28 protein-coding genes and 3 pseudogenes are annotated in these 25428 nt (G+C 71.6%); 24 read left to right on the forward strand and 7 right to left on the reverse strand.

The annotated features are described in order from the left end of the window. Positions 1–77 precede the first annotated feature (77 nt). Entirely contained in the window at positions 78–1586 is a 1509-nt protein-coding gene (locus KM933_RS12125) for an IucA/IucC family protein (RefSeq protein ID WP_221351160.1), read from the reverse strand. Between the two features lie 109 nt (positions 1587–1695). Here KM933_RS12125 and KM933_RS12130 point away from each other — a divergent pair, with 109 nt between their 5' ends. Next, positions 1696–3306, forward strand: coding sequence for an IucA/IucC family protein (locus KM933_RS12130; protein WP_221351162.1), 1611 nt, complete (start codon positions 1696–1698; stop codon positions 3304–3306). Positions 3307–3349: 43 nt separating this feature from the next. On the opposite strand, the gene KM933_RS39230 is transcribed toward KM933_RS12130, so the two are convergent. Further along, positions 3350–3490 (reverse strand): hypothetical protein, encoded by a 141-nt coding sequence (locus KM933_RS39230; RefSeq protein ID WP_260333405.1) that lies wholly within the window; start codon positions 3488–3490, stop codon positions 3350–3352. Between the two features lie 57 nt (positions 3491–3547). Here KM933_RS39230 and KM933_RS39235 point away from each other — a divergent pair. Both KM933_RS39235 and KM933_RS39240 read left to right on the forward strand, forming a co-directional pair. Continuing rightward, a pseudogene (locus tag KM933_RS39235) lies at positions 3548–3682 on the forward strand (hypothetical protein); the annotation flags it as partial. Between the two features lie 103 nt (positions 3683–3785). Beyond that, positions 3786–3986 carry an alpha-L-rhamnosidase C-terminal domain-containing protein gene (locus KM933_RS39240; protein WP_260333429.1) on the forward strand — a complete coding sequence of 67 codons (201 nt, stop codon included), beginning with the start codon at positions 3786–3788 and terminating at the stop codon, positions 3984–3986. Positions 3987–4176: 190 nt separating this feature from the next. Here KM933_RS39240 and KM933_RS12140 read toward each other — a convergent pair whose 3' ends face one another. From KM933_RS12140 to KM933_RS12150, 3 genes are read right to left on the reverse strand one after another with little or no spacing between them, the layout of a single operon-like run. Beyond that, on the reverse strand, positions 4177–5229 hold the full coding sequence (locus KM933_RS12140) for a fatty acid desaturase family protein (protein WP_260333406.1): 1053 nt from the start codon (positions 5227–5229) through the stop codon (positions 4177–4179). Positions 5230–5268: 39 nt separating this feature from the next. After that, positions 5269–5430, reverse strand: a complete 162-nt coding sequence (locus tag KM933_RS12145; protein WP_221351168.1) for a hypothetical protein — start codon at positions 5428–5430, stop codon at positions 5269–5271. A 10-nt stretch (positions 5431–5440) separates the two neighbouring features. Continuing rightward, positions 5441–6436 (reverse strand): DUF2156 domain-containing protein, encoded by a 996-nt coding sequence (locus tag KM933_RS12150; RefSeq protein WP_221351170.1) that lies wholly within the window; start codon positions 6434–6436, stop codon positions 5441–5443. 174 nt (positions 6437–6610) lie between these two features. On the opposite strand from KM933_RS12150, the pseudogene KM933_RS12155 reads away from it, so the two are divergent. The 15 genes and pseudogenes from KM933_RS12155 to KM933_RS12225 all read left to right on the forward strand — a co-directional run bounded on the left by KM933_RS12155 (position 6611) and on the right by KM933_RS12225 (position 20435). Beyond that, positions 6611–6702, forward strand: a pseudogene (locus KM933_RS12155). 160 nt (positions 6703–6862) lie between these two features. After that, a complete protein-coding gene (locus tag KM933_RS12160; RefSeq protein ID WP_221351172.1) occupies positions 6863–7885 on the forward strand; it encodes a diacylglycerol/lipid kinase family protein in 1023 nt (340 codons plus the stop codon). Beyond that, complete coding sequence (locus KM933_RS12165) at positions 7869–9341, forward strand: MmgE/PrpD family protein (RefSeq protein ID WP_221351174.1); 1473 nt, start codon at positions 7869–7871, stop codon at positions 9339–9341. Before KM933_RS12160 ends, KM933_RS12165 begins: the two co-directional genes overlap by 17 nt. 59 nt (positions 9342–9400) lie before the next feature. After that, positions 9401–11035, forward strand: a complete 1635-nt coding sequence (locus KM933_RS12170) for an aldehyde dehydrogenase family protein (RefSeq protein ID WP_308013360.1) — start codon at positions 9401–9403, stop codon at positions 11033–11035. Between the two features lie 36 nt (positions 11036–11071). Beyond that, the gene (locus tag KM933_RS12175; protein WP_221351178.1) at positions 11072–12211 is read left to right on the forward strand and encodes an acyl-CoA dehydrogenase family protein; all 1140 of its coding nucleotides are present in this window, start codon (positions 11072–11074) and stop codon (positions 12209–12211) included. A 40-nt stretch (positions 12212–12251) separates the two neighbouring features. Further along, a complete protein-coding gene (locus KM933_RS12180) occupies positions 12252–13562 on the forward strand; it encodes an aspartate aminotransferase family protein (protein WP_260333407.1) in 1311 nt (436 codons plus the stop codon). Then, complete coding sequence (locus KM933_RS12185; protein ID WP_221351183.1) at positions 13549–14031, forward strand: SRPBCC family protein; 483 nt, start codon at positions 13549–13551, stop codon at positions 14029–14031. The genes KM933_RS12180 and KM933_RS12185 overlap by 14 nt, the downstream gene beginning before the upstream one ends. A gap of 54 nt (positions 14032–14085) precedes the next feature. Beyond that, positions 14086–14637 carry a hypothetical protein gene (locus tag KM933_RS12190; RefSeq protein WP_221351184.1) on the forward strand — a complete coding sequence of 184 codons (552 nt, stop codon included), beginning with the start codon at positions 14086–14088 and terminating at the stop codon, positions 14635–14637. Further along, positions 14634–15188: a flavin reductase family protein gene (locus KM933_RS12195; protein ID WP_221351186.1), complete on the forward strand. Its 555-nt coding sequence runs from the start codon at positions 14634–14636 to the stop codon at positions 15186–15188. The genes KM933_RS12190 and KM933_RS12195 overlap by 4 nt, the downstream gene beginning before the upstream one ends. Beyond that, entirely contained in the window at positions 15185–16171 is a 987-nt protein-coding gene (locus KM933_RS12200) for a ferritin family protein (RefSeq protein ID WP_221351188.1), read from the forward strand. The genes KM933_RS12195 and KM933_RS12200 overlap by 4 nt, the downstream gene beginning before the upstream one ends. Next, positions 16168–17205: a beta-ketoacyl-ACP synthase III gene (locus KM933_RS12205; RefSeq protein ID WP_221351190.1), complete on the forward strand. Its 1038-nt coding sequence runs from the start codon at positions 16168–16170 to the stop codon at positions 17203–17205. The genes KM933_RS12200 and KM933_RS12205 overlap by 4 nt, the downstream gene beginning before the upstream one ends. Before the next feature lie 63 nt (positions 17206–17268). Continuing rightward, complete coding sequence (locus KM933_RS12210) at positions 17269–17508, forward strand: acyl carrier protein (protein WP_308013361.1); 240 nt, start codon at positions 17269–17271, stop codon at positions 17506–17508. Further along, entirely contained in the window at positions 17508–18728 is a 1221-nt protein-coding gene (locus KM933_RS12215; RefSeq protein ID WP_221351192.1) for a beta-ketoacyl-[acyl-carrier-protein] synthase family protein, read from the forward strand. The genes KM933_RS12210 and KM933_RS12215 overlap by 1 nt, the downstream gene beginning before the upstream one ends. A gap of 180 nt (positions 18729–18908) precedes the next feature. Beyond that, on the forward strand, positions 18909–19343 hold the full coding sequence (locus tag KM933_RS12220; protein ID WP_221351194.1) for a PaaI family thioesterase: 435 nt from the start codon (positions 18909–18911) through the stop codon (positions 19341–19343). Positions 19344–19448: 105 nt separating this feature from the next. Then, a complete protein-coding gene (locus tag KM933_RS12225) occupies positions 19449–20435 on the forward strand; it encodes an LLM class flavin-dependent oxidoreductase (protein WP_221351195.1) in 987 nt (328 codons plus the stop codon). A gap of 433 nt (positions 20436–20868) precedes the next feature. On the opposite strand, the gene KM933_RS39245 is transcribed toward KM933_RS12225, so the two are convergent. Further along, positions 20869–21342, reverse strand: coding sequence for an AfsR/SARP family transcriptional regulator (locus KM933_RS39245; RefSeq protein WP_260333433.1), 474 nt, complete (start codon positions 21340–21342; stop codon positions 20869–20871). Between the two features lie 39 nt (positions 21343–21381). Beyond that, positions 21382–21915: pseudogene (locus KM933_RS39250) on the reverse strand (winged helix-turn-helix domain-containing protein); the annotation flags it as partial. Positions 21916–22503: 588 nt separating this feature from the next. Between KM933_RS39250 and KM933_RS12235 the strand changes: the two are divergent. From KM933_RS12235 to KM933_RS12260, 6 genes are all read left to right on the forward strand, one after another. After that, on the forward strand, positions 22504–22896 hold the full coding sequence (locus tag KM933_RS12235) for a hypothetical protein (RefSeq protein WP_221351197.1): 393 nt from the start codon (positions 22504–22506) through the stop codon (positions 22894–22896). A gap of 16 nt (positions 22897–22912) precedes the next feature. Continuing rightward, positions 22913–23365, forward strand: a complete 453-nt coding sequence (locus KM933_RS12240) for a hypothetical protein (protein WP_221351199.1) — start codon at positions 22913–22915, stop codon at positions 23363–23365. 106 nt (positions 23366–23471) lie between these two features. Then, positions 23472–23873 carry a peptidoglycan-binding domain-containing protein gene (locus KM933_RS12245; RefSeq protein WP_221351201.1) on the forward strand — a complete coding sequence of 134 codons (402 nt, stop codon included), beginning with the start codon at positions 23472–23474 and terminating at the stop codon, positions 23871–23873. Positions 23874–23950: 77 nt separating this feature from the next. Then, positions 23951–24400, forward strand: coding sequence for a hypothetical protein (locus KM933_RS12250; protein WP_221351203.1), 450 nt, complete (start codon positions 23951–23953; stop codon positions 24398–24400). A gap of 35 nt (positions 24401–24435) precedes the next feature. Next, positions 24436–24942 carry a hypothetical protein gene (locus KM933_RS12255; RefSeq protein ID WP_221351205.1) on the forward strand — a complete coding sequence of 169 codons (507 nt, stop codon included), beginning with the start codon at positions 24436–24438 and terminating at the stop codon, positions 24940–24942. Further along, a complete protein-coding gene (locus KM933_RS12260; RefSeq protein ID WP_221351207.1) occupies positions 24939–25379 on the forward strand; it encodes a hypothetical protein in 441 nt (146 codons plus the stop codon). The genes KM933_RS12255 and KM933_RS12260 overlap by 4 nt, the downstream gene beginning before the upstream one ends. Positions 25380–25428 lie beyond the last annotated feature (49 nt).

Below are 25428 nucleotides of genomic sequence, written 5' to 3' on the forward strand. Positions count from 1 at the left end.
CTGCGCGCTCAGCCACAACCGTCCGGCACCCGGCATCACACGGACGTGCCCCGAGAAGGACGAGGCCCGGACGGCCTTCACGGGAACTCCCCGGCCAGGGGGTTCGGCAGGTGTGCCCAGAGGTCGCCGGGCCGCTCGGGCGACAGCCGCATCAGCGTCAGCGCCTTCGCCGGCAGGGGCTCGTGCAGCAACGCCGTCAGGTCCGCGGTGCGCGGCAGGTCCGGTGCCGCCGCGGACAGCGCCTCGCGCAGCGCGGTCGCCGAACCCGCCGTCGCCGCCAGCGCGCCCGCGACGAGCGAGCCGAAGAGCTTGCCGCGCAGGACCGACTCGTCGTCGGTGACGATACGGCCCGCCAGGTCCGGGACGGGGATGCCGTGCCGGGCGAGGCGGGCCGGGCTGATCCGGATGTCCGCCAGATCGCGGTAGACGAGCCGTACCGGATCCCCGGCGGGGGAGAGCACCACGAGCAGGTTCTGTCCGTGGGCCTCCAGGGCGACGCCCAGCTCCAGCAGGCGCAGCCCCACGGTGAGCGCGAGTCTGCTGAACTCCGCGAGCCGGGCGGGGGACAAGGGCTGGACGCCCGCCGCGAGAGCGGCGACCGGGACGACCCGCTCACCCGTCCCCGCGTACAGGTCGGGGGACTCCCGTGAGACGGCGGCCAGGTCCGGAGTGCCGGCGGTGACCGCGCCGAGCGTCCGCGTGATGTGCAGCAGCCCGCCCAGGCGGGCGGCCATCGACTCCATGAACGCCGACACCGTGGCGGCCGACGTGATCGAGTACACCGAGATGTCCCGCACGGACGAGGTCAGCCGGGCGCTGAGCGCGGTCTTGAGGTGCGTCCCGCCCGGCACGGCCAGGGTGCGCAGGGACATCAGGGGATGAGCGGCCGCACCGGCTGCGACGGGGTACTCGCCCTTCAGCACGTGCCGTGCCTGCCACGGATGCACGGGGATCAGCAGCCGCCCCGCCTCCCGGTACGGCCACGCGCCCGTCGACCGGCAGTCCTCCTCCCGTACGGCGACCGTGCCCAGCTCGACCACCGGCCGGTGCTCCGGGGCGTACGCCAGCTGCTCGGCCACCGAGAAGCCGGGCCGCGCACGGCAGTTGGGATGGAAGGGGTGCCCGTCGACGACCCGCTGTTCCCACTCCCAGAGGGTGCGGGGACCGGCCGACGGGACCTGGCCGGCCCGGGACAGGGCCAGCGAGGCGACGCTGTGCGCGAGTTCCGCGGCGAAGGACCGGGCGTGCGGAAGACCGAGCGCCGCCATCAGCGCCGCGGGGTGGTCGTACGCCACCCCGTCCAGCTCGACCTCCGGGACGGCTGTGCCCGTCGCGTACGGGTCGGGGCGGGGCCCGTGCAGCCGGCGGCCGTCGGCCAGCGCGAGCGTCAGGCCGTCGCGCCCGGCCGGGCGGTGCGTCACCCACGGCAGCGGCTCATGGGCGAGCCCGCGCCACAACCGGGACAGCACGGCCGCGCGTGCGTCCGGGAGCGCGGCCCCGTACGGGGCCAGCAGGGCGGGGCGCACGGCGCGCAGCCCGGCGGCCAGGGCGGCCTCGGTCTCGGCCGGGGGGTGGGGAGGGTGCACAGAGGACTCCTAGGGTGAGGGGGCGCCGTCGCGGCCGGACACGACGCCGGACATCCGGACATACTGAGCGCGAGTGCACCGTGGACGACGAACGGATCGCGTGGATCTCATGCACCCCCTGCATTCCCTGCACCCCCCGCAGCCCGTACGGCCCGGTGACCGCGTCGCCGAAGCAGCCGACGCCTACGCCTCCGCTCCGCTGCTCAATTGTCTGCTGCGGGAGATCGGCGAACCCGGAGCGGGTCCGCCGGACCCGGACGGATCGGACGGATCAGACGGATCGGGTGGGCCGGGCGGGCGCCGGGTGTACCGGTTGCCGGCCGGGGGGCGGCTGCTGCGGGTGCGCGACGGACGCAGGCCCCGTGACCCGGAGCTGTTCGCCGACGGCACCTGGCAGCCCCTCGGCCACGCCGGGCTGGTGGAACTCGCCGCGGAGGAACTGCGCCTGCACACCGGCCTGTCCAACTCCGAGCTGCCCGCCGAGATGACCCACAGCCGCGACGTGGTGGCGGCCGTCCTGGCGGCCCGCGCGGGCACGGCCCCGCCGGCCGATCCGTACCGGCGCTCCGAGCAGTCCCTGATCACGGGACACCCCCACCACCCCGCTCCCAAGGCTCGCGGCGGCGGCCCGGCCGCCGGCTGGCTCCCGTACGCCCCGGAGTCGTACGCCGAGTTCCCGCTCGTGCTGCTCGGTCTGCGCGAGGACGTCTGCGCGCAGACCGGCGCCACCGGAGCCCTGGACGCCCTCGGCGCGGCCCCCGACGGCTACCGCCTCCTCCCCGCCCACCCCTGGCAGCTCGCCCTCCTCGGCGCCCGCCCGTACCTCCGCGCGGCGTTCGCCGACGGCCGCCTCGTCCACCTCGGCCCCTCCCCGTGGTCCGCGTGGCCCACGGCGGCGATCCGCACCCTGTACGTCCCCGGCGCCGACCTCTTCCTGAAGTTCAGCCTCGACGTCCGCATCACCAACGACATCCGCCGTCTGTGGCGTCACGACCTCCTCGCCCTGCGCCGTACGGACGCCGCGGTGACGTCGGCCTTCCGCACCCTGGACGGCGGCGCGGCCTGGCTCGGCGACCGCGGCTACCGCACGGCGGACTTCGCCTTCGAGGAACTGGCCGTCCTCGTGCGCGACGGCACGGGCGGGCACGTGGCACCCGGTACGACCCCCCTGCTGGCGGCCGCCCTGACGGAGGACGCGGCGGGCTTCGACGGCAACCCCCTGGACACCCTCGCCGATCCGGCCGCCTGGTGGACGGCGTACCTGCGCCACGTCGTGCCGCCCGTGCTGGAGGTGTTCGCCCGGCACGGGGTCGTCCTGGAGGCGCATCTGCAGAACACGGTGGTGGCCGTGGACGGGGCGGGGACGCCCGTGCGGGCCCTGTTCCGCGACGCGGAGGGCGTGAAGCTGCTGCCGGACGTGACCCGCGCGGCCGGCTGGGAACGGCTGGTGTACTGCCTGGTCGTGAACAACCTCCTGGAGATCGCGGAGGCGCTGCGGGAACGGTACCCGCGACTGGACCCGTGGGAGCCCGCGCGGCGCGAGCTGGCGCGCTACGCCCCGGAACTGCCCGAGGTGGCGGACCTCCTCGGCGCGCCGACCCTGCCCGGCAAGACCAACCTGCTGCTGCGCTGGACGGGTGCGGACGGCGCGGCCGCCCGCTACCGGCCCGTCCCGAACCCCCTGCGCCTGCCGGACGGCCCGCGCGGGCCGGGCGCCTGACAGCGGGCACGGCTGTCCGGGAGCCGCCCGGGACGCGGGCCGGTCACGGCCGCTGCCGGGTGCGGCTCCGGCCCGGTGGCAGGGGTACGGGTTCGGCGCCGGGGACGATCGTGTCGGTGGGGGTGCCGGCGCCCTCGACCATGAGGGCGCCGATGCCCGCCTGGGGCGACGCCGGGGTGCTCACCCGTGGACGCTCTACCGGCGCTACGGCGACCTGGGTCAGCTGGGCCTCCACTCCCCGATGGCGAAGGCGTGGGTCGACCTGGTGGAACGCCTCGCCGGACCCACCCGGCCCTGGGACACCGGCGTGCAGCTGGGGGACCGGCTCGACCCGGCGGCCCCGCCCGACGACCCCGCGGCCGGCCGCACCGACCGCTACCTCGTCGCCACCGCCTACCTCGCCCACTCCGCACGCCGCCTCGCCCTCATGGCGGCCGGCGGACCTGGGCAAGGACGGGGACGCCACCCGGTACGGGGCACTGGCGAATACCCGCCACGAGACCCCCTACGGAACCGTCTCGCTGGACTGGGAACGGACCGCGTCCGGCGGCCTGACCGCCCGCGCCGAAATTCCCGACGGCTGCCGGGCCACCGCCGAACTGCCCGGCTGCCCGCCGGTGGATCCAGGCCCGGGTGCCCATGTCCTCGACACCACGGAACCGGCCGCGGAGGCGGCCTGACCCCTTGCGGACCGAGCAGGCCGGCCGCCGCGAGGAACACCGCCTGCTGCACCGCGGCCCGGGTCTTCGCGCCCACGAGCAGGTCCGTCGCCCGATACGCCTGGTCCTCGTCCATGGCCTCCGGGTACGGGGTCGCCGCATCATGGGTGACCCACCGGGCCGCGGCCGGCTCCGGGGGCGAAACCCGGGCTCAGGCGGCCGCGCGGTGCTCGGCCTGGTCGAGTTCGCCGCGGCGGATGGGCTCGCTGACCTCGTGCAGATACGAGGCCACCTCCCGATAGGAGGTCCAGAAGCCGACCTCGTGGTACGGCAGTCCGCGCTCCGCGCAGTACGCGCGGGTCAACTCCCGTGCCCGCGGCAGACTCTTCTGGGGCATTGCGGGGAACAGATGGTGCTCCACCTGGTAGTTGAGTCCGCCGTAGAGAAAATCGATGTACCAGGAGGGGCGTATGTTCCGGGAGGTGAGCACCTGGCGGGCCAGCCAGTCCAGAGTCTCCGTCTCACCGTCGCGGACCTCCATTCCCTTGTGGTTCGGCGCGAAGAGCAGTCCGATGTAGATCCCCATCGATACCTGCTGCACCACGACGAAGCAGACCGCCTGCAGGGGCGACAGCACGACGAAGACGCACGTCAGGTAGACGACCGCCCGGGCGAGAATCAGTGCCGACTCCAGCACCGGCCGCTTGGAGTTCCCAGCCGCGATCGACCGCGCCGAGGTCTTCTGCATCTTGAACGCTTCCAGCACCAGCAGCACGAAGAAGAGAACCGCCTGGTGACGCACGATGAAACGCTGAACACGCCGACGACTGGCGTACTGCTTGACGTGGAAGATGGCCGTCCGCCGACCGATGTCGGGATCGAGGCCCAGGTGGTTCGGATTGCTGTGGTGCTTGTTGTGGTGGTTGACCCACCACCCGTAACTGACACCGTTGACGAAGTTGGCGTGGATGTAGCCGACGGCGGAGGCGGCCTTCTTGTTGCGGAACATGGCTTTGTGGCCCGCGTCATGCCACATGAATCCGCTCTGGGCGCCACACAACCCCATCCACAGCGCGACGAGCATCTGCCACCAGGAGTCGCCGATCAGGAAGAAGGCCACCAGACCGCTGACCAGGAGCCCGGTGTTCAGCGCCAGCCGGCCGGCGTAGTAGCGCGGATCGAGATCCAGCAGCCCCTCGTCCTTCACCTGTTTCAACAGCTCGGTGAAGGTGGCGGACGCTGCCGTAGGCTGTCGAGACTGCATCTGCTGTGCTCTCCTCATCTCGCGTTCGACGTCCGGTGTTCAGTTCGGCCGGGCGTCGAGGTCGCGCAGCACGGTGTCCGCCTGCCGCGCGAGCCCTTCGTCGTCGGGTGCCTGGATGATGCGCATGAGGTAATCGACCAGGGACAGCCTCATCGCGTCGAGGCCGCCCGTGTCCTGGCGCGCTGTCGCTTCCTCGTTCATGAATCCCTCCTCAAAAAGCATTGCAGGCACGGAAGACATGGGCGAAGGAGGAGAGGGACGCCTGGCCGTCGAAGGCGACGTACTCCGGGATCACCAGGTCCGGTGCCCATTTCTGTTTGTAGGCCAGTTGCGACTGCGCCGGATACAGCTGCTCGCCCTGTGCCCACAGGCAGTGCATCAGCCACTGGAAGGACGGGCTGTGACCGGGGAGTTCGTGCTGCGGGTCGAGACCGGTGAAGGGCGTGAAACCGAAATGGAGCCACTGGACGCCCTCCGCCCGGAACTCCTCGACGGCGTGCGCGTTGATGGCCTCCATGAGCCCTGGCGAGCCGTCCGGCACCCGCCGGCTCAGGTCGTGCATCCAGCCGGCCCGGCTGCCGTAGACCGGGGAATACGAGATGTAGCCGACCGGGGACCCGTCGATGGTGCCGAGGAACAGCCGCCGGTGCGCCTGGAACTCGCCCCCGACCTCACCCACCAGGAACTCCAGGGGGCGGGCGTGCTCCCCCTTGGACCCCAGCCACGCGCTGTCTATCCGTGCCAGCGCGTCGTACCAGTCGTCGGCGATCACCTCCTTGACCTGCAGTCCGCTGCGCACAGCACGGGAGATCTTGTTGCGCAACTGCATGAAACGGGTGCCCCGGAGGCTGAAGTCGGGGAGGCCGACCGCCCACGACGCCCCGATCTGGTTGACGGTGAAGCCGGCCGCCGCGTACCGCTCGGCGTCGGTGCGTTGCAACTGCACGCCGACAAGCCGCAGACAACGGTCCCTGATGTGCTCCACGAACCGCTCCAGCAGCGTCCCGTAGGAGTCCGGACCCGCGAACGGTCCGCCGAACTGGACCACGTGGCGTCCGGCGCGCCGATGGACGATCACACCGTCCGTACCCGGGACCGTAAAGACGCTGTTCCCTCTGTTGAGGGCCAGGAAGGCACTCGGGTTCTCCGCGAGTGAATGCGTGCGGACCGCGTGCAGAACGGGGTGGACGGCAGTTGGTGCAGACATATGCGCGCTCCCTTCTCGGAGAGACGGCGATTCGACGAGTAAAACACCGAAGTGCCGTGACCGAAAGGGCGGGAGCAGTCTTTGATGGCACGTCAGCGAGGCGTCAGAGGCGTATCAGAGAGGGCCCGGTAGAGTCGTTCACGTGAACGGCTCGGGGAACCGGGCCGGGAACGAGGAGAGGTGCCCGGAGTGGCTTATCGGGAACCGGAGCGCTGCTCATGGTTGGGTTCACGCCCACGCAGGTTCGAATCCTGCCCTCTCCGCCATGTCACTGGCCATGGAAAGAGTCCTGGCACATTGCAGCGCAGCCGCATCGCCGCTGTGGCCGATCTCCGCGGTGTCCGCCGTTCTTTCCATGGTCTGCAATCGATCCCCGAATGCCCCGACGCATTTCAGTATCTCTTTTCCGCTGAGTACGAGGACGGCATGACCACTCACAGTCCGACGGATTTGACCGTGCCGGCTCGGGGTACCCGGCCGCCGCGCGGTGCCCTCATCGTCGCCAATCCGACCGCAGGCACCTTCCAGGAAACCCATCTGACGGAACTCACCGAGCTGTGTCGCGTTCGGCCGGCCCCGGTCGAGGTGCGGCTGACGGGCGGCCGCGGCGAGGCGACCGCGACCGTACGCGACGTCCTGCACGGCTCCGGCGCACGGCCGGACCTCGATCTGGTGATCGCCGTCGGCGGCGACGGCACCGTACGCGAGGTCGCCGAAGGCCTGACCGAGGCGGGGCGCACACCGTCGGCAGCCCTGTTCATCGTCCCGCTCGGCACCGGCAACTCGGGTTACCGCGCGCTGTGGGGCGTGCGGCCCTGGCAGGAGGCGCTGTCGGCCGTCCTCACGGGCGACGGGGACCGTGCCGTGGTGCGCCGTCTGGACCTCGCCCGACTGGCGCAGACCGGTGCGCCGGTGCTGCTCGGTGCCTGCTCCGGGCTCGTCGCGCAGGCCCTGGCGACCGCGCGGACCCTGCCGCTGACCGGCCACGCCCGGTACCGGCGTGCGTACCGCGAGACCGCCGAGGCCTTCGTCCCGTACCCAGGGCGCGTGACCGTGGACGGAACCGTCCTGCACGAGGGCGGCACGGTGCTCGCCAATGTCGGCGGTGGCCGCCACCGCGGCGGCCAGTACCTGCTGCTGCCACGGTCCGAACTCGACGACGGGCTGCTCGACGTCTGCGTCATCGGCGACGAGGTGGCCCCCGCGGACGTCCCGGAGCTGACCCGGGACGGAGAGCACCTGGGCCGTCCGGGAGTCCACTACGGCCGGGGACGGCGCATCACGGTGGAGCGCCTCGACGGCAGGCCACTGGTGTTCGAACACGACGGCGAACTCCAGCAGGAACGCTGGGACCGCATGACCCTGGAGGTCCTCCCGCACGCGTTGCCCGTGTGGTGTGCGTCCGGAGCGGCCACCGGTCCCGGGAGGGCCCATGCCGACCGTCCTTGAGGATCTGTGCCACTGGGCGGCCGAGCTGCGCGCCGAGGACATCCCGGACCGGGTGCGGGATCTGGCCGGCAGCCAGCTGCTGTCCCAGCTCGCGTCCATCCGCGCGGGCGCGGCCCATCCGCTCGGGCGCCGGATGACCGATGCGTTCGGTCCGCCGTTCCAGCCGGACGCGCGGGCCTCGGCCGGTGTCCTGTCCGGGCTCGGATCCTGGCTGAACCTCGACGACACCGCGTACGCCGGGCACCTGTCCAACTCCACCGTCGCAGTGCCGGTCGCCTTCGCCCACGCGCTCGGGCTCTCCGGGGAGGCACTGATGACCTCGGTGGTGGCGGCCAACGAGTGCGCCGCCCGGGTCACCGCCGCAGCCACGCTCGGCCCGCTGCGCGGTCACAGCGCCGTGCACACCCATCTGGCCGGCGCGGTGTGCGGCAGGCTGCACTGCGAGGGCGCCGACCGCTCCCTGTGGGTCGCCGCCCTGGGCCTGGCCTTCGCGATGCCGAACCGGCCGCTGATGCGTGCCTTCCTGGCAAGCGACGGCAGGCTGTTCAACTCCCTCACCCCCGTCCGTACGGCGATGGACGCCTGTGACGCCGCCCGGGCCGGTCTGAGCGGGCCCGCGGACATCATGGAGCACCCCGACGGATTCCTGGCCCACTTCGCGACCGTACCGCTTCCCACCGCGGTGAACGCCGCGCTCGGCACCCGCTGGCACACCGAGACGCTCTCGTTCAAGATGCATCCCGGCGGGCCCGGCATCGACGCCGCCGTCGACTGCGCGGCCGACCTCCATCACGAGCTGGGCTCCCCCCGTCCCGACGACATCGCCGAGGTCGTCGTGGAGACCTCGCTGTACACACTGCTGGCCGGCCGGACGGCCGAGCGCTATGTCACGGGTCCGGACGCTCCGCCCGGAGCCCTCGTGCTGCACACCCCCTATCCGGTGGCCACGGCTCTGCTCACCGGTGAACTGACGGTCGCCGACCTCACCGCCCCCCGGGTGCGGGAGCGGGAGCGCTGGCAGGTCGCGCGGCGCGTACGTCTCGTGCACGACGAGGCGTTCACCCGTGCTCTGTTCGCCTCCGAGGCACCGTTCGGGGAAGCGGTGCGGCATGCCGGAGACGCGGCCGTCCCCTGGCTGCGCGACTTCGCCGGACTCCGGCTGGCGGCGATCGCCGCCGACGCCGCCGCCGGGCACCGTGCCCCCGACTTCAGCGGCGCCACCAAGGCCACGGGCGCACGGGTGACGGTACGGCTGGCCGGCGGGCGTACCCACAGCGCGGAAAGACTGATTCCGCTCGGCGCCGCCGGCCCTCACACCCGCGCCCACCACGCCGAACTGACGCGGGAGAAATTCCTCGCCCACGGCGGCGACAAGGATGTCGCCGCGGCCGTCGGTGAAGTCGCCGGCATGCCGCCCCGCCAACTGCGCGAGTGGCTCACGGCGGCGCTGCGATGAGCCGCCCGGCAGGCCCGCACCGCACGACAGGCGTCCCGGAGCAGGGAGGAAGCCCCACGGTGGACCCGACCTCAGACACGGCACCCGGCCACCCCCCGCGCGATCGGCCGCTGCTCAGCCATCCGCTCCTGATCGCCGGAAAGGACGTCGAAGGCGAGGGCTGGGTCTACACCGTCAGCGGCCGCTCCCTCCTGGAGGACGTCTTCACCAGCATCGGCCTCAAGCGCTCCCTGGAACGCGACCCGGACTCCGATGCCGCGCACCATCCGTACGTCGTGGGCCGCTGCGCCGTCGCCGGGGGTGCTCAGATCGATCTGGCCACCGAGGCCGCCGCGTCCGCCGCCCCCGGCTGGGCGTCCGTACCGCTGGACCGGCGCATGCAGCTCGGCCATCGCTTCCGGGAGGAGCTGGTACGGCAGCAGGAGACCTTCCTGGACATGCTGGTGGTCGAGTCGCATCCCATGAAACTCGCGCGCTGGGAGCTGAGCGGCCTGCTGCAGATCTTCAGTGAGGAGACCCTCGACTGGTGCCGGCGGCAGATGCACACCGAGTTCCGGCAGGGCGGCCGGCAGTTGATCGTCCGGCGCCGGCCGGACGGCGTCGTGGCCTTCAACCCCCCGCAGAACGCGCCGATGTCCAGCGCGGCCCTCGCGGTCCTCGTCCTCATGGCGGGCAACGCGGTCGTGGTCCGCGCGCCCCGCAGCATCGCGTTGAGCACCATGTGGCTGCTGCGGGAGGTGGTGGCCCCGCTGCTCGACGAGGCGGGCGCTCCGCCGGGAACGCTCAACGCGGTGTGCGGCAATCCCAAGCAGACACTGGACCGCTGGGTGGCCAGTCCGCTCGTCGACGACATCTTCTACATCGGCGGCAGCGCGGAGGGCCTGCGCTTCGAGCAGGACTGCGTGGCCCACGGCAAGAAGCCCATCCTGGAGCTGGCCGGCAACGACACGATCGTGGTCTGGTCCGACGCCGACGTCGACTGGGCGGCGCAGGCCGTCACCGAGGCGTTCTACGGCTCCGGCCAGATATGCATGGTGCCCAACTGCGTCCTGGTCCACCCGCTGGTCGCCGACGAACTGCTCTCCCGCGTCAGGGAACAGGTCGCCTCGATCCGACCGGGCCACCCCGAGGACGAGGACGTGCTGCTGTCCCCGGTGCGGCGCAGCGAACGCTTCTTCGCACTGCTGGGGCAGGCACTCGACAAGGGGGCGCAGCTCGTCACCGGCGGACGGCGCACGGAGCTGGACGGCACCCCCTCGGACACCGGCGTCTTCCTCCAGCCCACGGTGGTGCGCATCGACGGGCTGGCCGACGCCCGCTCCTACGACCTGGTGCGGGAGGAGACCTTCTTCCCGCTGATCCCCGTCGTGGTGCCCGAACCCGCAGCCGACGCGCAACTCCTGGACAGCTTCATCGACTTCGTCAACGCCAACCCCTACGGCCTGCGCAACTCCCTGTGGGCGCGGTCCAGCCAGGTGATCGACGACTTCGTGGGGCGGGTGGGCAACGGCGGCCTGCTGAAGGTCAACGACTCCCACATCGGGTTCGTGCCCTGCCTGCCCAGCCACGGCGGCACCGGCCTGACCGGCGGCGCCTTCGGCGAGGCCAACTACCCGATGCTGCGCACCTCGCACCTGCAGGGCGTCAGCATCGCCGGCGGCATCAGCCCACGCCAGGCCGTCTTCGGCACCTGACATCCCCTCACGGCGACAGCTGAACGGAGGTTCCCCGTGCGGTCCCTGGACTTCGCGCGCGCGGTGTGCGAGCACCACCATCCCGGACTGGTCAAGGCCCTGGAAGAGGTGCCGTACGCCGAGCGGGAGCGGCCCGGCAGCCCGGTGATCAAGCTCTTCCGCGCATGCGGCGGCGTCGGGCTGCTGGTGCCCGGCGACTACGGTGGGCAGGGCGCCGATCCACTCACCGCGATCCGGGTCCAGCGAGCGATCGGCTCGCTGTCTCCCTCGCTGGCGGCCGCCGCCACGATGCACCACTTCACCGCGGCGATGCTGTACGCGCTGGCCGCGGAACGCGGACGCCTCACCGACGCCCAGGTGGACCTGCTGCGCGCCGTGGTCCCCGGGCAGAGGCTGATGGCCTCCGGCTGGGCGGAGGGGCGGACCCGGGCGAACGTGCTGACACCGTCGGTCACCGCGCGCCCGGTCGACGGTGGCTACGTCCTCACGGGCGCGAAGAAGCCGTGCAGTCTGTCGCGCTCCATGGATCTGCTCACCGCGAGCATCGCGGTGCCGGGCGGGGACGGGACGCCCGAGCTGGCCGTGGCCCTGGTCCCCGCGTCCTCTCCGGGGCTGTCGGTTCACCCGTTCTGGGGCAACGAGGTCCTGGCGGGAGCGGAGAGCGACGAGGTCCGGCTGGCGGACGTCTTCGTCCCCGAGGAACTCGTGGTGCGGACCGCCGCGGACGATCCGCACAGGCTGGACGATCTGCAGACGGCCGGATTCGCATGGTTCGAGCTGCTGATCTCCGCCGGGTACGCCGGGGCGACCAGCGCCCTGGTGCAGCGCCTGCTGGAGCGCGGGGCCGGATCCGCCGAGGACCGGGCGGACCTCGTCGTCGAGTGCGAGTCGGCCTTCGGGTTGCTGGAGGGCGCCGCACGCGCCGCACGCGACGAGGAGCCGGGCGAGGCGACCGTCGCGGGCGTCCTGGTGGCCCGCTACTCCGCGCAGGACGCCTTGGTCCGGATCGCTCAGCGGGCCCTGGAGCTTCTCGGCGGCATGGACTTCATCCGCTCCTTCGACACCGCGCACCTCGCCGCCTCGGTACGCCCCCTCTCCTTCCATCCCCCGGCCCGGCGGGCGGCCGCGGAGCCCTTGCTGGGCTACTTCACGGGCGGCCCCCTCGAACTCGCCTGAAGAACCCCCGACACCCGCATCAGTCCCGAACCACGCCGACATGGAGGAAACAGCCGTGAGCGTGCGCCAGGAGGCCCGAGGCGACTCCGAGAAGGAGATCCTCGCTCTCTACCGGGCCCATCTGAGCAAGGGCAGAGCCACCCTCGCGGAACTGCTGGGCAGCCACATGGAGGTGGAGTCCTCCGGGGCGTGGCTGACCACGAGCGACGGCGAGCGCTTCCTCAACGCCGGAGGCTACGGCGTCTTCATCATGGGAGCCCGCCACCCGCTCGTCATGGAGTACGTGACACGTCAGCTGCACACCCACCCCACCGCCACCCGCATCCTGCTCGAACCCACGGTGGCCAGGGCCGCCGAGGAACTCGTCTCGGTGCTCCCACCGGGACTGGACCGGGTGCACTTCGCGCTCTCGGGCGCCGAAGCGGTCGAGACGGGACTCAAACTCGCCCGTGCGAACGGCTACCGGCGCACCGTCTCCTTCACGGGCGGCTACCACGGAAAGACGCTCGGCGCCCTGTCCGCCACCGCCAAGGAGGTCTATCAACGACCGTTCCGCCCGCTGCTGCCGGACTTCACGCACCTGCCGTACGGCGACGCCGAGGCGCTGCGGGCAGAGCTCGCCGCCCACCCGGGCGAGGTGTGCGTCGTCGTCGAGCCCGTCCAGGGCGAGGGCGGCGTGGTCATCCCCCCGGCGGGCCATCTGAAGCAGGTCGAGGAACTGGTCCGCGCGTACGACGGCTTCCTCGTCCTGGACGAGGTCCAGTGCGGGTTCGGGCGGCTCGGGGAATGGTGGGGGGCCGACATCGAGGGCATCCGGCCCGATGTGCTGCTCGCCGGCAAAGCGCTCGGCGGCGGAGTGCTGCCGGTCTCCGCGGCTGCCGCCACGCGCAAGGCGTTCAGCCCTTTCGACAAGGACCCCTTCGTTCACACCGCCACCTTCTCCGGCCAGCCGGTGCTCATGGCCGCGGTCCAGGGGGCCATCCGTGCCGTGAAGGAGGAACGCCTGATCACCCGGGCGATGGACCTCGGGGCACAGCTGCTGCCCCGGTTGTCGGAGATCGCCCACCGGAACCTGCCCGGGCTGGTCGCCGACGTACGCGGACGAGGACTCCTCATCGGGGTGGAGCTGGCCGAGGCCGGCCTGGCCGGGGAACTGCTCATCGAACTGTTCAACAACGGAGTCGTCGCCAACCACTCCATGAACGGGAACGCGGTCGTGCGGTTCACCCCGCCGGCCACGCTGACCCCCGGCGAGGTCTCGTACCTCCTCGACGCCTTCGACCGGGCGACCCACGACGTCGTACGCCGCTCGGCCAGGATGCCGGAAGGAGCTTCCCATGCGCTGCGTTGAACTGCGAGCCGTCCTGTACGACGAGGACGCCACGGCGGCACTCGACCGCATCGGTGCGTGGGAGAGATACCCGGAGCTCGCCCCGCACGTGAACGCCACCGAGGTGCACGCCGCCCCGCCCGCGGAGGTGTGCTCCTCCAGCTGGGAGCTGCACTTCCGCAGCGGACTGCTCAGCTGGTCCGAAGAGGAGGAGTTCCTCCCGGAGCAGCTGATCATCCGCTTCGCCCAGACGCACGGCGACTTCGAGAGCTTCTCCGGCCGCTGGGAACTCCGTCGGACCGGCGATGACGTCGAGGTCCTCTTTCGGGCCGATTTCGACTTCGGTATTCCGAGCATGGAGGGAATTCTCGACCCGATCGCAGAGCGCGTACTGAAGGAGAGCGTCGCCTGGGCGCTGACCGGTCTCTTCCCGCGCGCGGAGATTCTCGGAGAGACCGATCTGATTCCCGCCCGAGGAGACGCCGTATGAGAGCGCCGCGCGTACGCGTCACCGCATCCCGCCCTTGCCTGAGGAGCCGAACCGATGGATCAGGCCAATCCCTTCGACACACCGAGGACCTTTTCGCTGCACCGCGCCGAATACCTGGTCGGACTCGCCGTCACCACCGGGCTGATCATCGCGTATTTCGATGAGATCCGCTGGCTGCCCGCGATCGGGCTGTTCCTGTACATCGACCTCGTCGGCTACATCCCCGGGGCGATCGCGTTCCGGCGTGCAAAAGGCCGGCCCATAGCGAAGACGTATTACGTCCTCTACAACGTGATGCACAGTCTGATCACCCAGGGAGCCGTCGCCGCGCTCTGGTGCTGGCTGGTGAAACCGGAATGGGCCCTGCTGGCGCTGCCGTTCCATCTCTTCGGTGATCGCGGGCTGTTCGGCAACTTCTACAAACCCTTCGCCCTGCCTTTCGAACCCGTGCGTCAGCCGGGCTATCTGCGACTGCTGGACGATCTGGGAGTCGCCCACCCCAAACCGGCCGCGCACGCCTTCGATCCGGTCCCGGTCGGTCATGTGCCCGCCACCGTACGAAGGCACCGGCCGGGTGCGCGGGAGCAGCAGGGGGCGGTCCGGTGAGCGTCACCGTGTCCGCGGGCCCACGGCAGCCGCGCCCGCTGCGTCATCTGGCCTCCGCGGTCTCGATTCTGACGGTACGTCACAGCGGTCGGCCGCACGGAACCACGGTCGGCACCGTCACCGCGGTGTCCCAGCGGCCCCCTCTGCTCGGCGTCTGCCTGCGCATCGGGTCGACCTTTGCCCAACTCGCCATGGCCGAAGGCCGGTTCGTGGTCAACGTCCTGGACGCGTCACAGACCGGGCTGGCCCGGCGGTTCGCCGACCGCGCCCGGGCGGACGGTGCCGAGCAGTTCACCGACGTCCCCTGGAACCCCGACCCCTGCACCGGCGCCCCGCTGCTGGCCGGAGCCCTGGCCCACTACAGCTGCCGGGTGCTCGCCCTGCCGCGCGTGGGGGACCACGACGTACTCCTCGGCCGTGTCACTCGTGCCGCAGCCCACCAGGGCGTGCCGCTCCTGTCGTACGCCGGAGACATGTTCGCGGGGGCGATCCCGTCGGCCGCGGCCTGCGGTGCCCCCGCCAGGAACAGGAAGGAGAACATCGCGACATGACCGATTCCGTTGCCACGGAGGCCGACTGGGACCGGGCTCCCGGCCTGCTGGAGGGAGCGAAGGAACTCACGCTCGGCCCGCAGGAGTGCGACCTCGCCTACTGGATCACCGAGGTGGCGCAGGGCACCTTGAAGGACAGAGGCAGTACCGGACACCACCGGGACGCGACCGTACCGGACTTCCTCACCGAGCCGGGCCCGCTGCGCGAGGCACTGGTGCTGGAGTTCGGCTTCCGCGCACTGTCCGAGGAACTGGCCACCCGACTGCTCGGACACTACGTCACCATCGCGCCCGGAATCCCGGAGATGGAGTTCTACGCCACCCAGCTGATCGACGAGGCGCGGCACGCCCGGGTCTTCCGCAACCACCTCGTGGAACTCGGGCAGCCGGCCGGCACCCTGCTGCGGGACATCGACGAGATGGCCGCCGACTACCGCCGGCGCGTACTGAAACCGGTGGAGGACTTCGCCGTGGACATCGTGCGCGAGCAGGCCGACTTCCCCGGCGGCGTGGCGGTCTTCGCCATCGTCATCGAAGGGGTGCTGGCCCCCGCCGCCGAACTGAGCGAGCGGAAGTGGACCCCGCTGTCCCCGGCCACCGGAGAGATATCCCGCGGTACGGCCATCGACGAGATCCGGCATCTGACGGTCGCCAGCACCATCCTGCGCGACCACGTCGCCGCTCACCCGGAGTACCGTCCCCGGCTGCTGGAGATCCTCCGGGCCGGCGTCAGGCTGTGGGACGAGGTACCCGACCGCGAGTTCGTCCTCCCCCGGGAGGAGATGTTCCAGGAGGGCATGCTTCAGCACGCCGACCTCATCGGCGACTACGAACTGTGGCCCGGCGTGCGGATGCTGGACACGACACCTGTGCAGCGCTACGAGACGGCCGAGGCATGGACCGACGAACTGGCCGAGGCCCGCATGGCCTACATGGGCCTGCCCCTGGAGGTCCTGGCAGGCGAGGGGGAGACCGGAGCATGAGCGCCACGGACTCCGCGGACGCCCCCCGCCCCGGCCGGCGGGCCGCGGTGATCGCCGGGATCGGGTCGTACGTTCCGCCCGATGTGGTGACCAACGACGCCCTCACGGCCCGGCTGGGGACGACGGACGAGTGGATCCGTGCCCGCACCGGAATCCTCACCCGGCACCGGGTCGCGCCCGGCATCGCGACCTCGGACCTGGCGGTGGAGGCAGGGCAGCGGGCACTGAAGTCCGCGGGCGTCTCCCAGGCCGACGCGGTGGTCCTGGCCACCACCACGCCCGACCAGCCCTGCCCGGCGACCGCGCCCCAGGTGGCCGCGCGGCTGGGCTGCACGGGAGCCGCCGCCTTCGACGTCTCGGCGGTGTGCACGGGGTTCCTGTACGGTCTCGCCACCGCCTCCTCGCTCATCGCGGGGGGCATCGCGGACAGCGTGCTGCTGATCGCCGCCGAGGCGTTCACGACCATCGTCGACCCCGACGACCGCCACACCGCGGTCCTCTTCGGAGACGGGGCCGGCGCGGTGCTGCTGCGCGCGGGCACGGTCGGTGAGCCGGGTGCGACCGGCCCGTTCGTGCTGGGCAGCGACGGCGGGTCGAGCGAGCTGATCGAGGTGCCGGCGGGCGGGTCCCGGCAGCGTTCGGCGCGTCTGCCGGCCGGGCCCGGGGACACCTACCTGCGGATGCGCGGCCGCGACACGTACCGGCACGCGGTCGAGCGGCTGACGGCCGCCTCGCAGCAGGCGGCCCACGGCGCGGGCTGGAACCTCGCGGACGTCGACCGGTTCGCGGCGCACCAGGCCAACGCCCGCATCATCGCCGCAGTCGCCGAGCGGCTGTCCATGCCCCCTCAGCGGCTGCTGAGCAACGTCGCGCAGGTCGGCAACACCGGTGCCGCGTCGATCCCCCTGCTGCTGTCCGAGGCCGCGGCGACCGGACGGCTCACGGTCGGCCACCGGGTGCTGCTGACTGCGTTCGGCGGCGGGCTGACCTGGGGGGCCACCACGCTGACCTGGCCGGACATCACGGCCGGCTGACCGGTTCCGGACGGCCCGGCACCGGTGAGAGTCCCGTACCACCCGAAACGAGAGGAGATCACCATGTCCGCCATGTTCGATCAGCTCAAGGAAATCCTGGTCAGCAAACTCAAGGTGGACCCGGAGCAGATCATGCCCGACGCGACGCGTGAGGACATCGAACTGGACTCCCTCGCGGTGGTCGAGTTGTCGTTGGTGCTGGAGAACGAACTCGACCTGCGGATCAGTGACGACGAGCTGATGGAGGCCCCGACCGTCGACGCTCTGGTGCGGCTGCTGGAGGAACGGAGCGCGGCGGTCTGATGGCCCGCTCGGACATCGCGGTCACCGGGCTCGGTCTCGTGACACCGGCCGGCATCGGCGTGGAGGCCGGCTGGGACACGGTCTGCGAGGGCAGGTCCGCCGCCGCACTGGACCCCGCTCTCCGGGACCAGCCGGTGCGGATCTCGTGCCGGATCCCCGGATTCGACGCCGAACGGCTGCTCGGGGCGCGGCGAGCCCATCGCCTGGACCCGTTCGTGCAGTTCGCGCTGGTGGCGGCACGCGAGGCGATCGCCGACGCCGGGCTCGACCCCCGCACCTGGGACGGTGCCCGGGTCGGGGTGGTGCTGGGCTCGGCAGGCGGCGGCTCGGGCACGGTCGAGGAGCAGCACCGCGTGCTGCGCGAGGAAGGACCGGGCCGGGTCTCGCCGCTGCTGCTGCCCATGGAACTGCCCAACATGGTGGCGGGACAGGTGGCCATCGAGTTCGCCGCCCGGGGTCCCAACCTGGTGGTGGCCACGGCCTGTGCCTCCGGGGCGAGCGCCATCGGCACCGCCCGCGACCTGCTGGCCCTGGACCGCTGCGACATCGTGCTCACCGGAGGCAGCGAAGCCCTGGTCACGCCGCTGATCATGGCCGGTTTCGCCCAGATGAAGGCCCTGTCCCGGCGTCACGACGACCCGGCGGGCGCGTCCCGCCCGTTCGACGCCGACCGCGACGGCTTCGTCGCGGCCGAGGGGGCGGGCATGCTGATCCTGGAACGGACCGGCGACGCACGGGCCCGCGGCGCCCGGGTCCGCGCCCGGATCGTGGGCTACGGCGCCAGCGCCGACGCCCACCACATCACCGCACCCGATCCGGACGGGACCGGGCTGGCGCTGGCCGTGCGGGCGGCCCTCGCCGACGCCGGGGCCGCTCCCGACGACGTCCGGCACGTCAACGCGCACGGCACCTCCACGCCCCGCAACGACCTGACGGAGGCCCGTGTGATCCAGCAGGTCCTGCCGCAGGGCCCGTCGGTCACCTCCACCAAGGGCGTGACGGGGCATCTGATGGGGGCCGCCGGTGCGGTGGAGGCCGCGTTCACCGTGCTGTCGGTGGAGCGCGGGCTGGTGCCGCCCACGGCCAACCTCCGCCGGCTCGATCCACGCATGGACATCGAGGTGGCGCGGTCGGTCGAGGAAGGCGTTCTCGACCTGGCGCTCAGCAATTCCTGCGGATTCGGAGGCCAGAATGCCGTCCTGGTCATCGCCCGGGCGTGACCGGACGGGGGAGCGCCGTGGCCGGACGCGACGGGCGCGGTGCCCGCGACGCGGCCGTGGCGCGTTCTCGTCCGTTGATTTAACCCTCCCGGCGGGGGCTGCGACACTGCCGATCTGCACGCCGAACGATCGTCACGGCGTCCCCGAGAGCGCGAACCCTTACCCGAAAGGCAGCAAGCCATGTCCCCTTCCGAGACGGCAGCCCCCAGCCCCGCCGACCTCCTGGCGGCCATGCCCTTCGCGACGCGACTGGGCATCGAACTCCACGAGGCCGCCCCCGACCGGGCCGTGGGCAGTCTGCCGTGGTCCCCCGGGAGCTGCACCGTGGGCGGTGCCCTGCACGGCGGGGCCCTGATGGCACTGGCCGACTCCGTCGGCGCCGTCTGCGCCTACCTCAACCTCCCGCCGGGCGCCGGGACGTCCACGGTGGAGTCCAAGACCAACTTCCTGCGGGGAGTGGCCTCGGGGAGCGTCCACGCCACCGCCCGCCCCCTGCATGTCGGCGGGAAGCTCGTCGTCGTACAGACCGACCTGCGGGACGACAAGGACCGGCTCGTGGGACAGACCACGCAGACCCAGATCGTGCTCGCTGCGAAGGACGGCGCCGGGAGCTGACCCCTCCCCGGGGACGGCACAGGGCGCCCGGGCGCTCCCTTCCGGCCGGGCAGCAACGTACGCCACGCGAACACGTACGCCTCTCGAACCGGAACGGAAGCAGACATGGCCCCTCAACGGCACCCCCTGCGCATCGGCGTCCTGCTCCCCACCAGGGAGCAGGCCATCTCCGGGAACGTCGCCGTCTCCCCGCTGCTGGACTTCGCCCGCCGGGCCGAATCCCTCGGCTTCGACTCGCTGTGGACGGGGGACTCCCTGACCGCGCGCCCGCGCCTGGACCCCCTCGTGGTCCTGACCGCAGCCGGCGCGGTCACCACACGGATCACCCTGGGCACCGCCGCGCTCACTCCCGCCCTGCGCCATCCCCTGATCGGCGCCAACATGGTCGCCAGCCTCGACCACGTGTGCGGATCCCGTCTGGTCCTCGGCCTGGGCTCGGGCTTCCCCGTTCCGGAGACCGAGGAGGAGTTCCACGCGGTGGGGGCGAGCTTCTCCGGCCGGGCGGGCCGGCTCGACGAGATCGCCGCCCTGTGGCGTACCGCGTGGCAGCACCGGGACGACGGCGGCCGGGTCGGCTTCACCGGCCGGTACTGGCAGGCCGAGGGCCTGGAACGGCTGCCGCCACCCCACCGGCGGGGCGGGCCGCCCCTGTGGCTCGCGGGCAGCGACACCCCCCGCGTCATCGAGCGGGTGGCCCGGCACTACGACGGCTGGATGCCCTTCGTCCCGTCCGCCCTGGTCTACGGCCGCGCCTGGGACCGCATCCAGCAGGCCCGCGACGCGGTCGGCCGCCCGGCGGACGCCATCACCCCCGCCCTGTACGCCACCCTCACCGTCGACCCGGACCGGGCCCGCGCCCGCGCGGAACTGGAGCACTACGTCCACCACTACTACGGACGCTCACTCGACCAGATGTCCGCGATCCAGGCGTACTGCTGGGGCAGTGCCGACGAGTGCGCCCAGTGGCTCGCCGGGTACGTGCGTGCCGGTGCCCGGCACCTGATCATCCGCGTCGGCTCCCTCCAGCCCGGGACCCGGCTCAAGGACATCGCGGCGACCGTGGTGCCGCAGGTGCGCGAACTGGGCCGATGAGGACGGACCGTGGCACCGGGAGGGAGCGCGGGGTGCGAGGCGTCCGCAGCGTGAACGCGCTGTACGGGAAGAACTGCTGCCCGGCCCGGACCGTCACCGGCCGCTGAGGACCCGGCGCATCCGGAGACGTCGGGAAGTCCCGGCAGCCGTCTCTTCGGCCAGGCCGGCGGCCCGGGGTCACCGGTGCCCGTGGCACCCGGCGGGTGCGGCGCCGACCTGCTCGCGGCCGTGCGGGTGCGGCGCGCTCGCGGGGTGCGCTCCGTCTCCCTCGCGGCGGCGACCACCATGCAGCACTTCCCGGTCGCGCCGCCGGCCGGGACAGCCGCGGGCGGCGGGGGCCGCCCCGGCCGCAGCATCCTCGCCCCCGGGCCCGCGCGTGCGCACCGGGGGCGACGATGCCTTCCTCGGCGGCTCGAAGAAACCGTGCAGCGCATCATGACAGAGGAGCCTCAGCCAGCGCTCCCAGCTCCGGATCGTGCGCCAGGATGGCCTGTTCCACCCGGCGCAGCTTGGGCGAGGGGTCCACACCCAGCTCCTCGGACAGCCTCTGGCGCATCCGGCGGTAGACGTCCAGGGCCTTGGCCTGTCGACCCGAGCAGTACAGCGCGATCATGAGCTGCTCGCAGAAGAGTTCGCTCATGGGGTGGGCGTAGTGCTGTTCGTACAGCTCGGCGATCACGCCCGCGTGACGGCCCGCCGCAAGCTCGGCGTCGAACATCAGTTCAAGGGCGCGTATCCGGTGCGACTCGTAGCGGGCCGCGGCCCTTCGGCACAACGGGGTCTCGACGGAGCCGCCGAAGACCGGTCCGCGCCACATGGACAGGGCCGACCGCAGGTGGTCGGCCAACTCGTGCGGAGGGACGCGAGGGCGGGCCTCGATCTCGTTGACGACCCTGACGAATTCCATCGCGTCGAGTTCTCCCTCCGACAGGGCCAGCCGGTAGCCGGTCGGATGTGCGGTCAGTCGGGACGAGGGCCGGTCCGGTTCCAGACTTCGCAGCCGGCGCCGGAGACGGCTGACATGTGCATGCAAGGAATTCGCCTGGATTTCCTCGGCGGCGTCTCCCCACATGCTGTGCATGAGCTCCTCGCTCGGTATCGGCTCGCCCTCCCCGACCAGTAGCGTCTGCAACAGCGAGCGTTGCAGGCATCCGGGTACCTCGATCCTTTCCCTGGACGTGTTGATCTCTAGAGCTCCGAGAATGGAAAATTTCAGCACAGTGCTCTTTCCTTTCGGGAATTCGAGAATTCGGGAATTCGGGAAAAAGGATGCACGTTGTCTTCGGTCGCAGCTCGGATTTCCATCTGGTGGGGGCGCCGGCAGGGGATGTCGTGCACGGTGCAGCGCCTCGGATTTCTCCACGATGACGATTCGTGTAAGTGGACTGCATGCAGGGGTCCTCGGTACGCCTGGGGAATGCCTTTCATCCGTATCATGGGTGGCCGACTGCATGTCAACGGCACCGGTATATGCGCACATGATGGATGCGGGCGCTTGAAGGCATGGTGAACCGTAGGTCTACCGGCGGTTCCGGGAGCCTTTTCTGTATTCACCTTCACCGATCATCGTCCCTGCAGGGACCCGTGCTGGCGCCCGTGATGGGCTCACCACCCCCCGATCGACCGATGACGCGGGACGAGCTCCACCGCCCCGTCAACCCTGTCGTTCATTTCTCACAAACCCTGCCCAGGCTCGGGTGCCTCACACACGTTGTCCGCTGTCAGGTCCATCGAGCCATCCCTTTCGGACAAACCCGCCTCGACCTGCCGGGTTTCATTGGTCTCGACGTCCGGGCCGCCGCATAGAGATCGTCCGGGGTTCGGCATCCGAGACCCAGGGCGGTGAAATCAGGCACATGTCAGTTGAATGTCAGAGGGGCTGGCCAAAATGGACGAGCAGCGAGGAGGGCCGCCGTAACGCGGGCTGAAGTCCACCACCTCGCCGTTGCTCACAGGTGTTAGCCGGATCACCTGCATCAAGGGGGAATCACACATGACCGGCAAGAGCGGCAGAGACAGAACCCGGGCCGGGCGTCGCAGATGCACACCGGGTGGCAGAGCACGAGCGGTGGCGGTGACCGCCCTGCTCGCCGGCAGCGGACCGATGGCCCCGGGGACCTCTCACGCCACTGCCTCCTGCGAGACACGGCCCACCGTGCAGCACGTCGACTGGACTCCGATGACCTTCGTCGGCGACGTCGTCTGTCCGCACCACCTCGGCTCCGTACGGCTGCAGTCCACGACCCAGAGTTCGGTCAACGGGCAGATCCGCTTCTCCCCCAGCTGGTTCGTGTGCTGGAAGCGGGGCGGACAGTACCAGGGCAGCGACATCTGGTACTACACACAGGGCGACACGGTCTCCGCCAGCCGGATGTCCAAGGGCTGGGGATACCTGCCCGCGGCAGAGCTTCGCGTATCCACCCATCCGGTGCCTGGCCTGAGCCAGTGCACCTGGTCGTGAGGCCCGGGAGGCCGTGTTGAGAGCCGTACGCACCCCGGCCAGGATCCGCAGGGCGCTCGCTTCCGTTCTGCTCTGCCTGGGCCTCGGCGCCACACCCGCCGCCATGGCGAACGCCGAGGCCCCGGACGCCGCCGCCGCGACCTGCTCGCTGCGCCAGCAGCAGCCCCACGCGGACGCCATCGGAAACGTCTTCTCCCTCGACCTGTACTGCGACAACCTGGCGTCGGACGTCTACGGCAGGGCCGCCTTCGGCGCACCGACCACCGGGCGCCTGGCCTTGTCGCCGAGTTGGTTCGTCTGCTGGACCGAGGGTGACGCCCCGGCCGGGGAGAGCCGGGTCTGGTACTACACGCAGGCCGACCGCGTGCTGACCCAGCGGCGGATCAAGGGCTGGGGCGTGGTGCCCGCCAGGATCGTGCAGGCCCCGTCCCACCCCCATCCGGGCCTGCCCCGCTGTTCGTGGGTCTGATCCGCCGCAGTTTCCCCACGCGGCGGCCTGCTGGGGTCCCGGGCACCGCACCGCGGGACCTGCCGGGCCGGCGCAGACCGCAGTCCATCTCGACCTGGGAAGTTCCATGACCGTCAAACGCAGGAGATACCTGGGCGCCGTGCTGGCGTCCCTGCTCGGCTGTGCACTGCTGTCCGCCCCCGTGACGGCACTGGGCTCCGGCCCGGACGGGCCCGGCCGGCAGGAGTCCGCCACGCACACCGCCCCGCACGTGATGAACGCCGTCAACGGCGAATGGCGGCTGTGCGCCTACACCGGTGGCCACCCGGAACTGGGTGAGGGCCACGCGAACGACGCCGTGGGGCACCTTCAGTGCGTGCTGAACCAGGTGTACGGCTACACGAGCGTTGTCGCCGACAAGATCTTCGGGTCCACGACGCGCGCAGCGGTCGTGGACTTCCAGCAGTCCGTCGGCCTCACCGCCGACGGCTTCGTCGGTCCGCGTACCTGGGCCGCCCTGCACCCCTGACCGGACAGGCGCGCCGCGCCGGCAGGTCGGCCACTCCGGTCCCTGCCGGGACCGGCCAGGACACGGGAGGGAAAGTCATGAAGAGATCACGGGCCCGGGCCCGGGGCGTGCTCGGTGTCGCCGCGGCCCTGGCGGCCACGGCGACGGCCGTGCCCGGCAACGCCTGGGCGGGCGGCACCCCTCCCGCGGCCGCGGGCGCGTGCGAGACCCGCGAAGGGGTCCAGCACGTCGACTGGACCGGCATGTGGTTCGACCACGACGTGGTGTGCGACAACGCACCGGGGGACGTACGGCTCCAGTCCTTCGCGTCCAGCCCGGTCGTCGGGCGGACGCTCACCACCCGGAGCTGGTTCGTCTGCTGGAAGCTCGGCGACGCGCACGCCGGCGGCAACAGCATCTGGTACTACACGCAGGGCGACGAGGTGGTGAGCCGGCCCTCCACCCAGGCGTGGGGCTACATGCCGGCCTCCATGGTGTACTCCGGCAGCCACCCGGCGCCCGGCCTGCCCAGGTGTCCCTGGGGATGACGAGACGACAACAGCACGGAGACAGAGGGGGAGACATGACAGCGAACGAGCCGGCCGGGAGACCTGACCGGCGCCGAACGGGCCGCTGGGCCGCACTCGCCGCCACCGTCGTCCTGGCCGCAGCCGTGACCACGCCGTCCGCTGCGGCAGGCACCGGGCAGGAGGCCGATGCGCAGCGGATCTGCGAGATCCGCACCGGCGTGTCGCACACCGATCACACCGGCAGGACCTTCTCCACGGACCTGTACTGCGAGAACGCCGTCGCGGACGTCTTCGCCGGCCCGCAGAACTACGGCACCGTGATCGCCAAGCTTGCCACCACACTGAGCTGGTTCGTGTGCTGGGAGACCGGCGAACTGCACGCCGGCGGCAACCGCATCTGGTACTACACGCAGGGCGACCGCATCCTCAACTGGCCCCTGCGCAAGGGCTGGGGCTACGTTCCCGCGTTCTCCCTGTGGACCACGGAGGACCCCTTCCCGGGCCTCCCGCCGTGCGTGCCCTCCCTGAAGGAGAAGGCCGGCCCGGCGGGTCGGTCATGACGCGGCCCGCAACGGGCCGCAGGGGCCTTACCGTCGCGGGGGCCTTCCTGCTCGCGGTCACGGCGGTGCTGTCCACGGACTCCACCGCCGGTGCCGCCGTCCGGCGGACGTGCCACATCCGGGAGGGTGTGACGCACCAGGACACGCTGGGGAACGCCTTCACCAAGGACCTGTACTGCGAGAACAGCCCGGGCAAGCTGTACGGGCGCGCCTCTTTCGTGGCTCCGGTGACCGGTCTGCTCAACAGCACGACCAGCTGGTTCGTCTGCTGGACGATGGGCGAACCGCATCCGGGCGGCAACAACGTCTGGTACTACACGCAGGGCGACGAGACGGTACAGGTGCCGTCGGTCCAGGCGTGGGGCACCATCCCCGCGAACCATCTGTGGGCGGACCAGGATCCTTTCCCGGGGCTGCCGCGCTGCCCCTGGTGGTAACCCCCGGTCGGCCCGCCGGCGGCGCCGATCGCGCCCGGCGCGGCCCGGC

Origin of the sequence: Streptomyces beigongshangae (assembly GCF_019710745.1) — a bacterium.
Classification (GTDB): Bacteria; Actinomycetota; Actinomycetes; order Streptomycetales; family Streptomycetaceae; genus Streptomyces; species Streptomyces beigongshangae.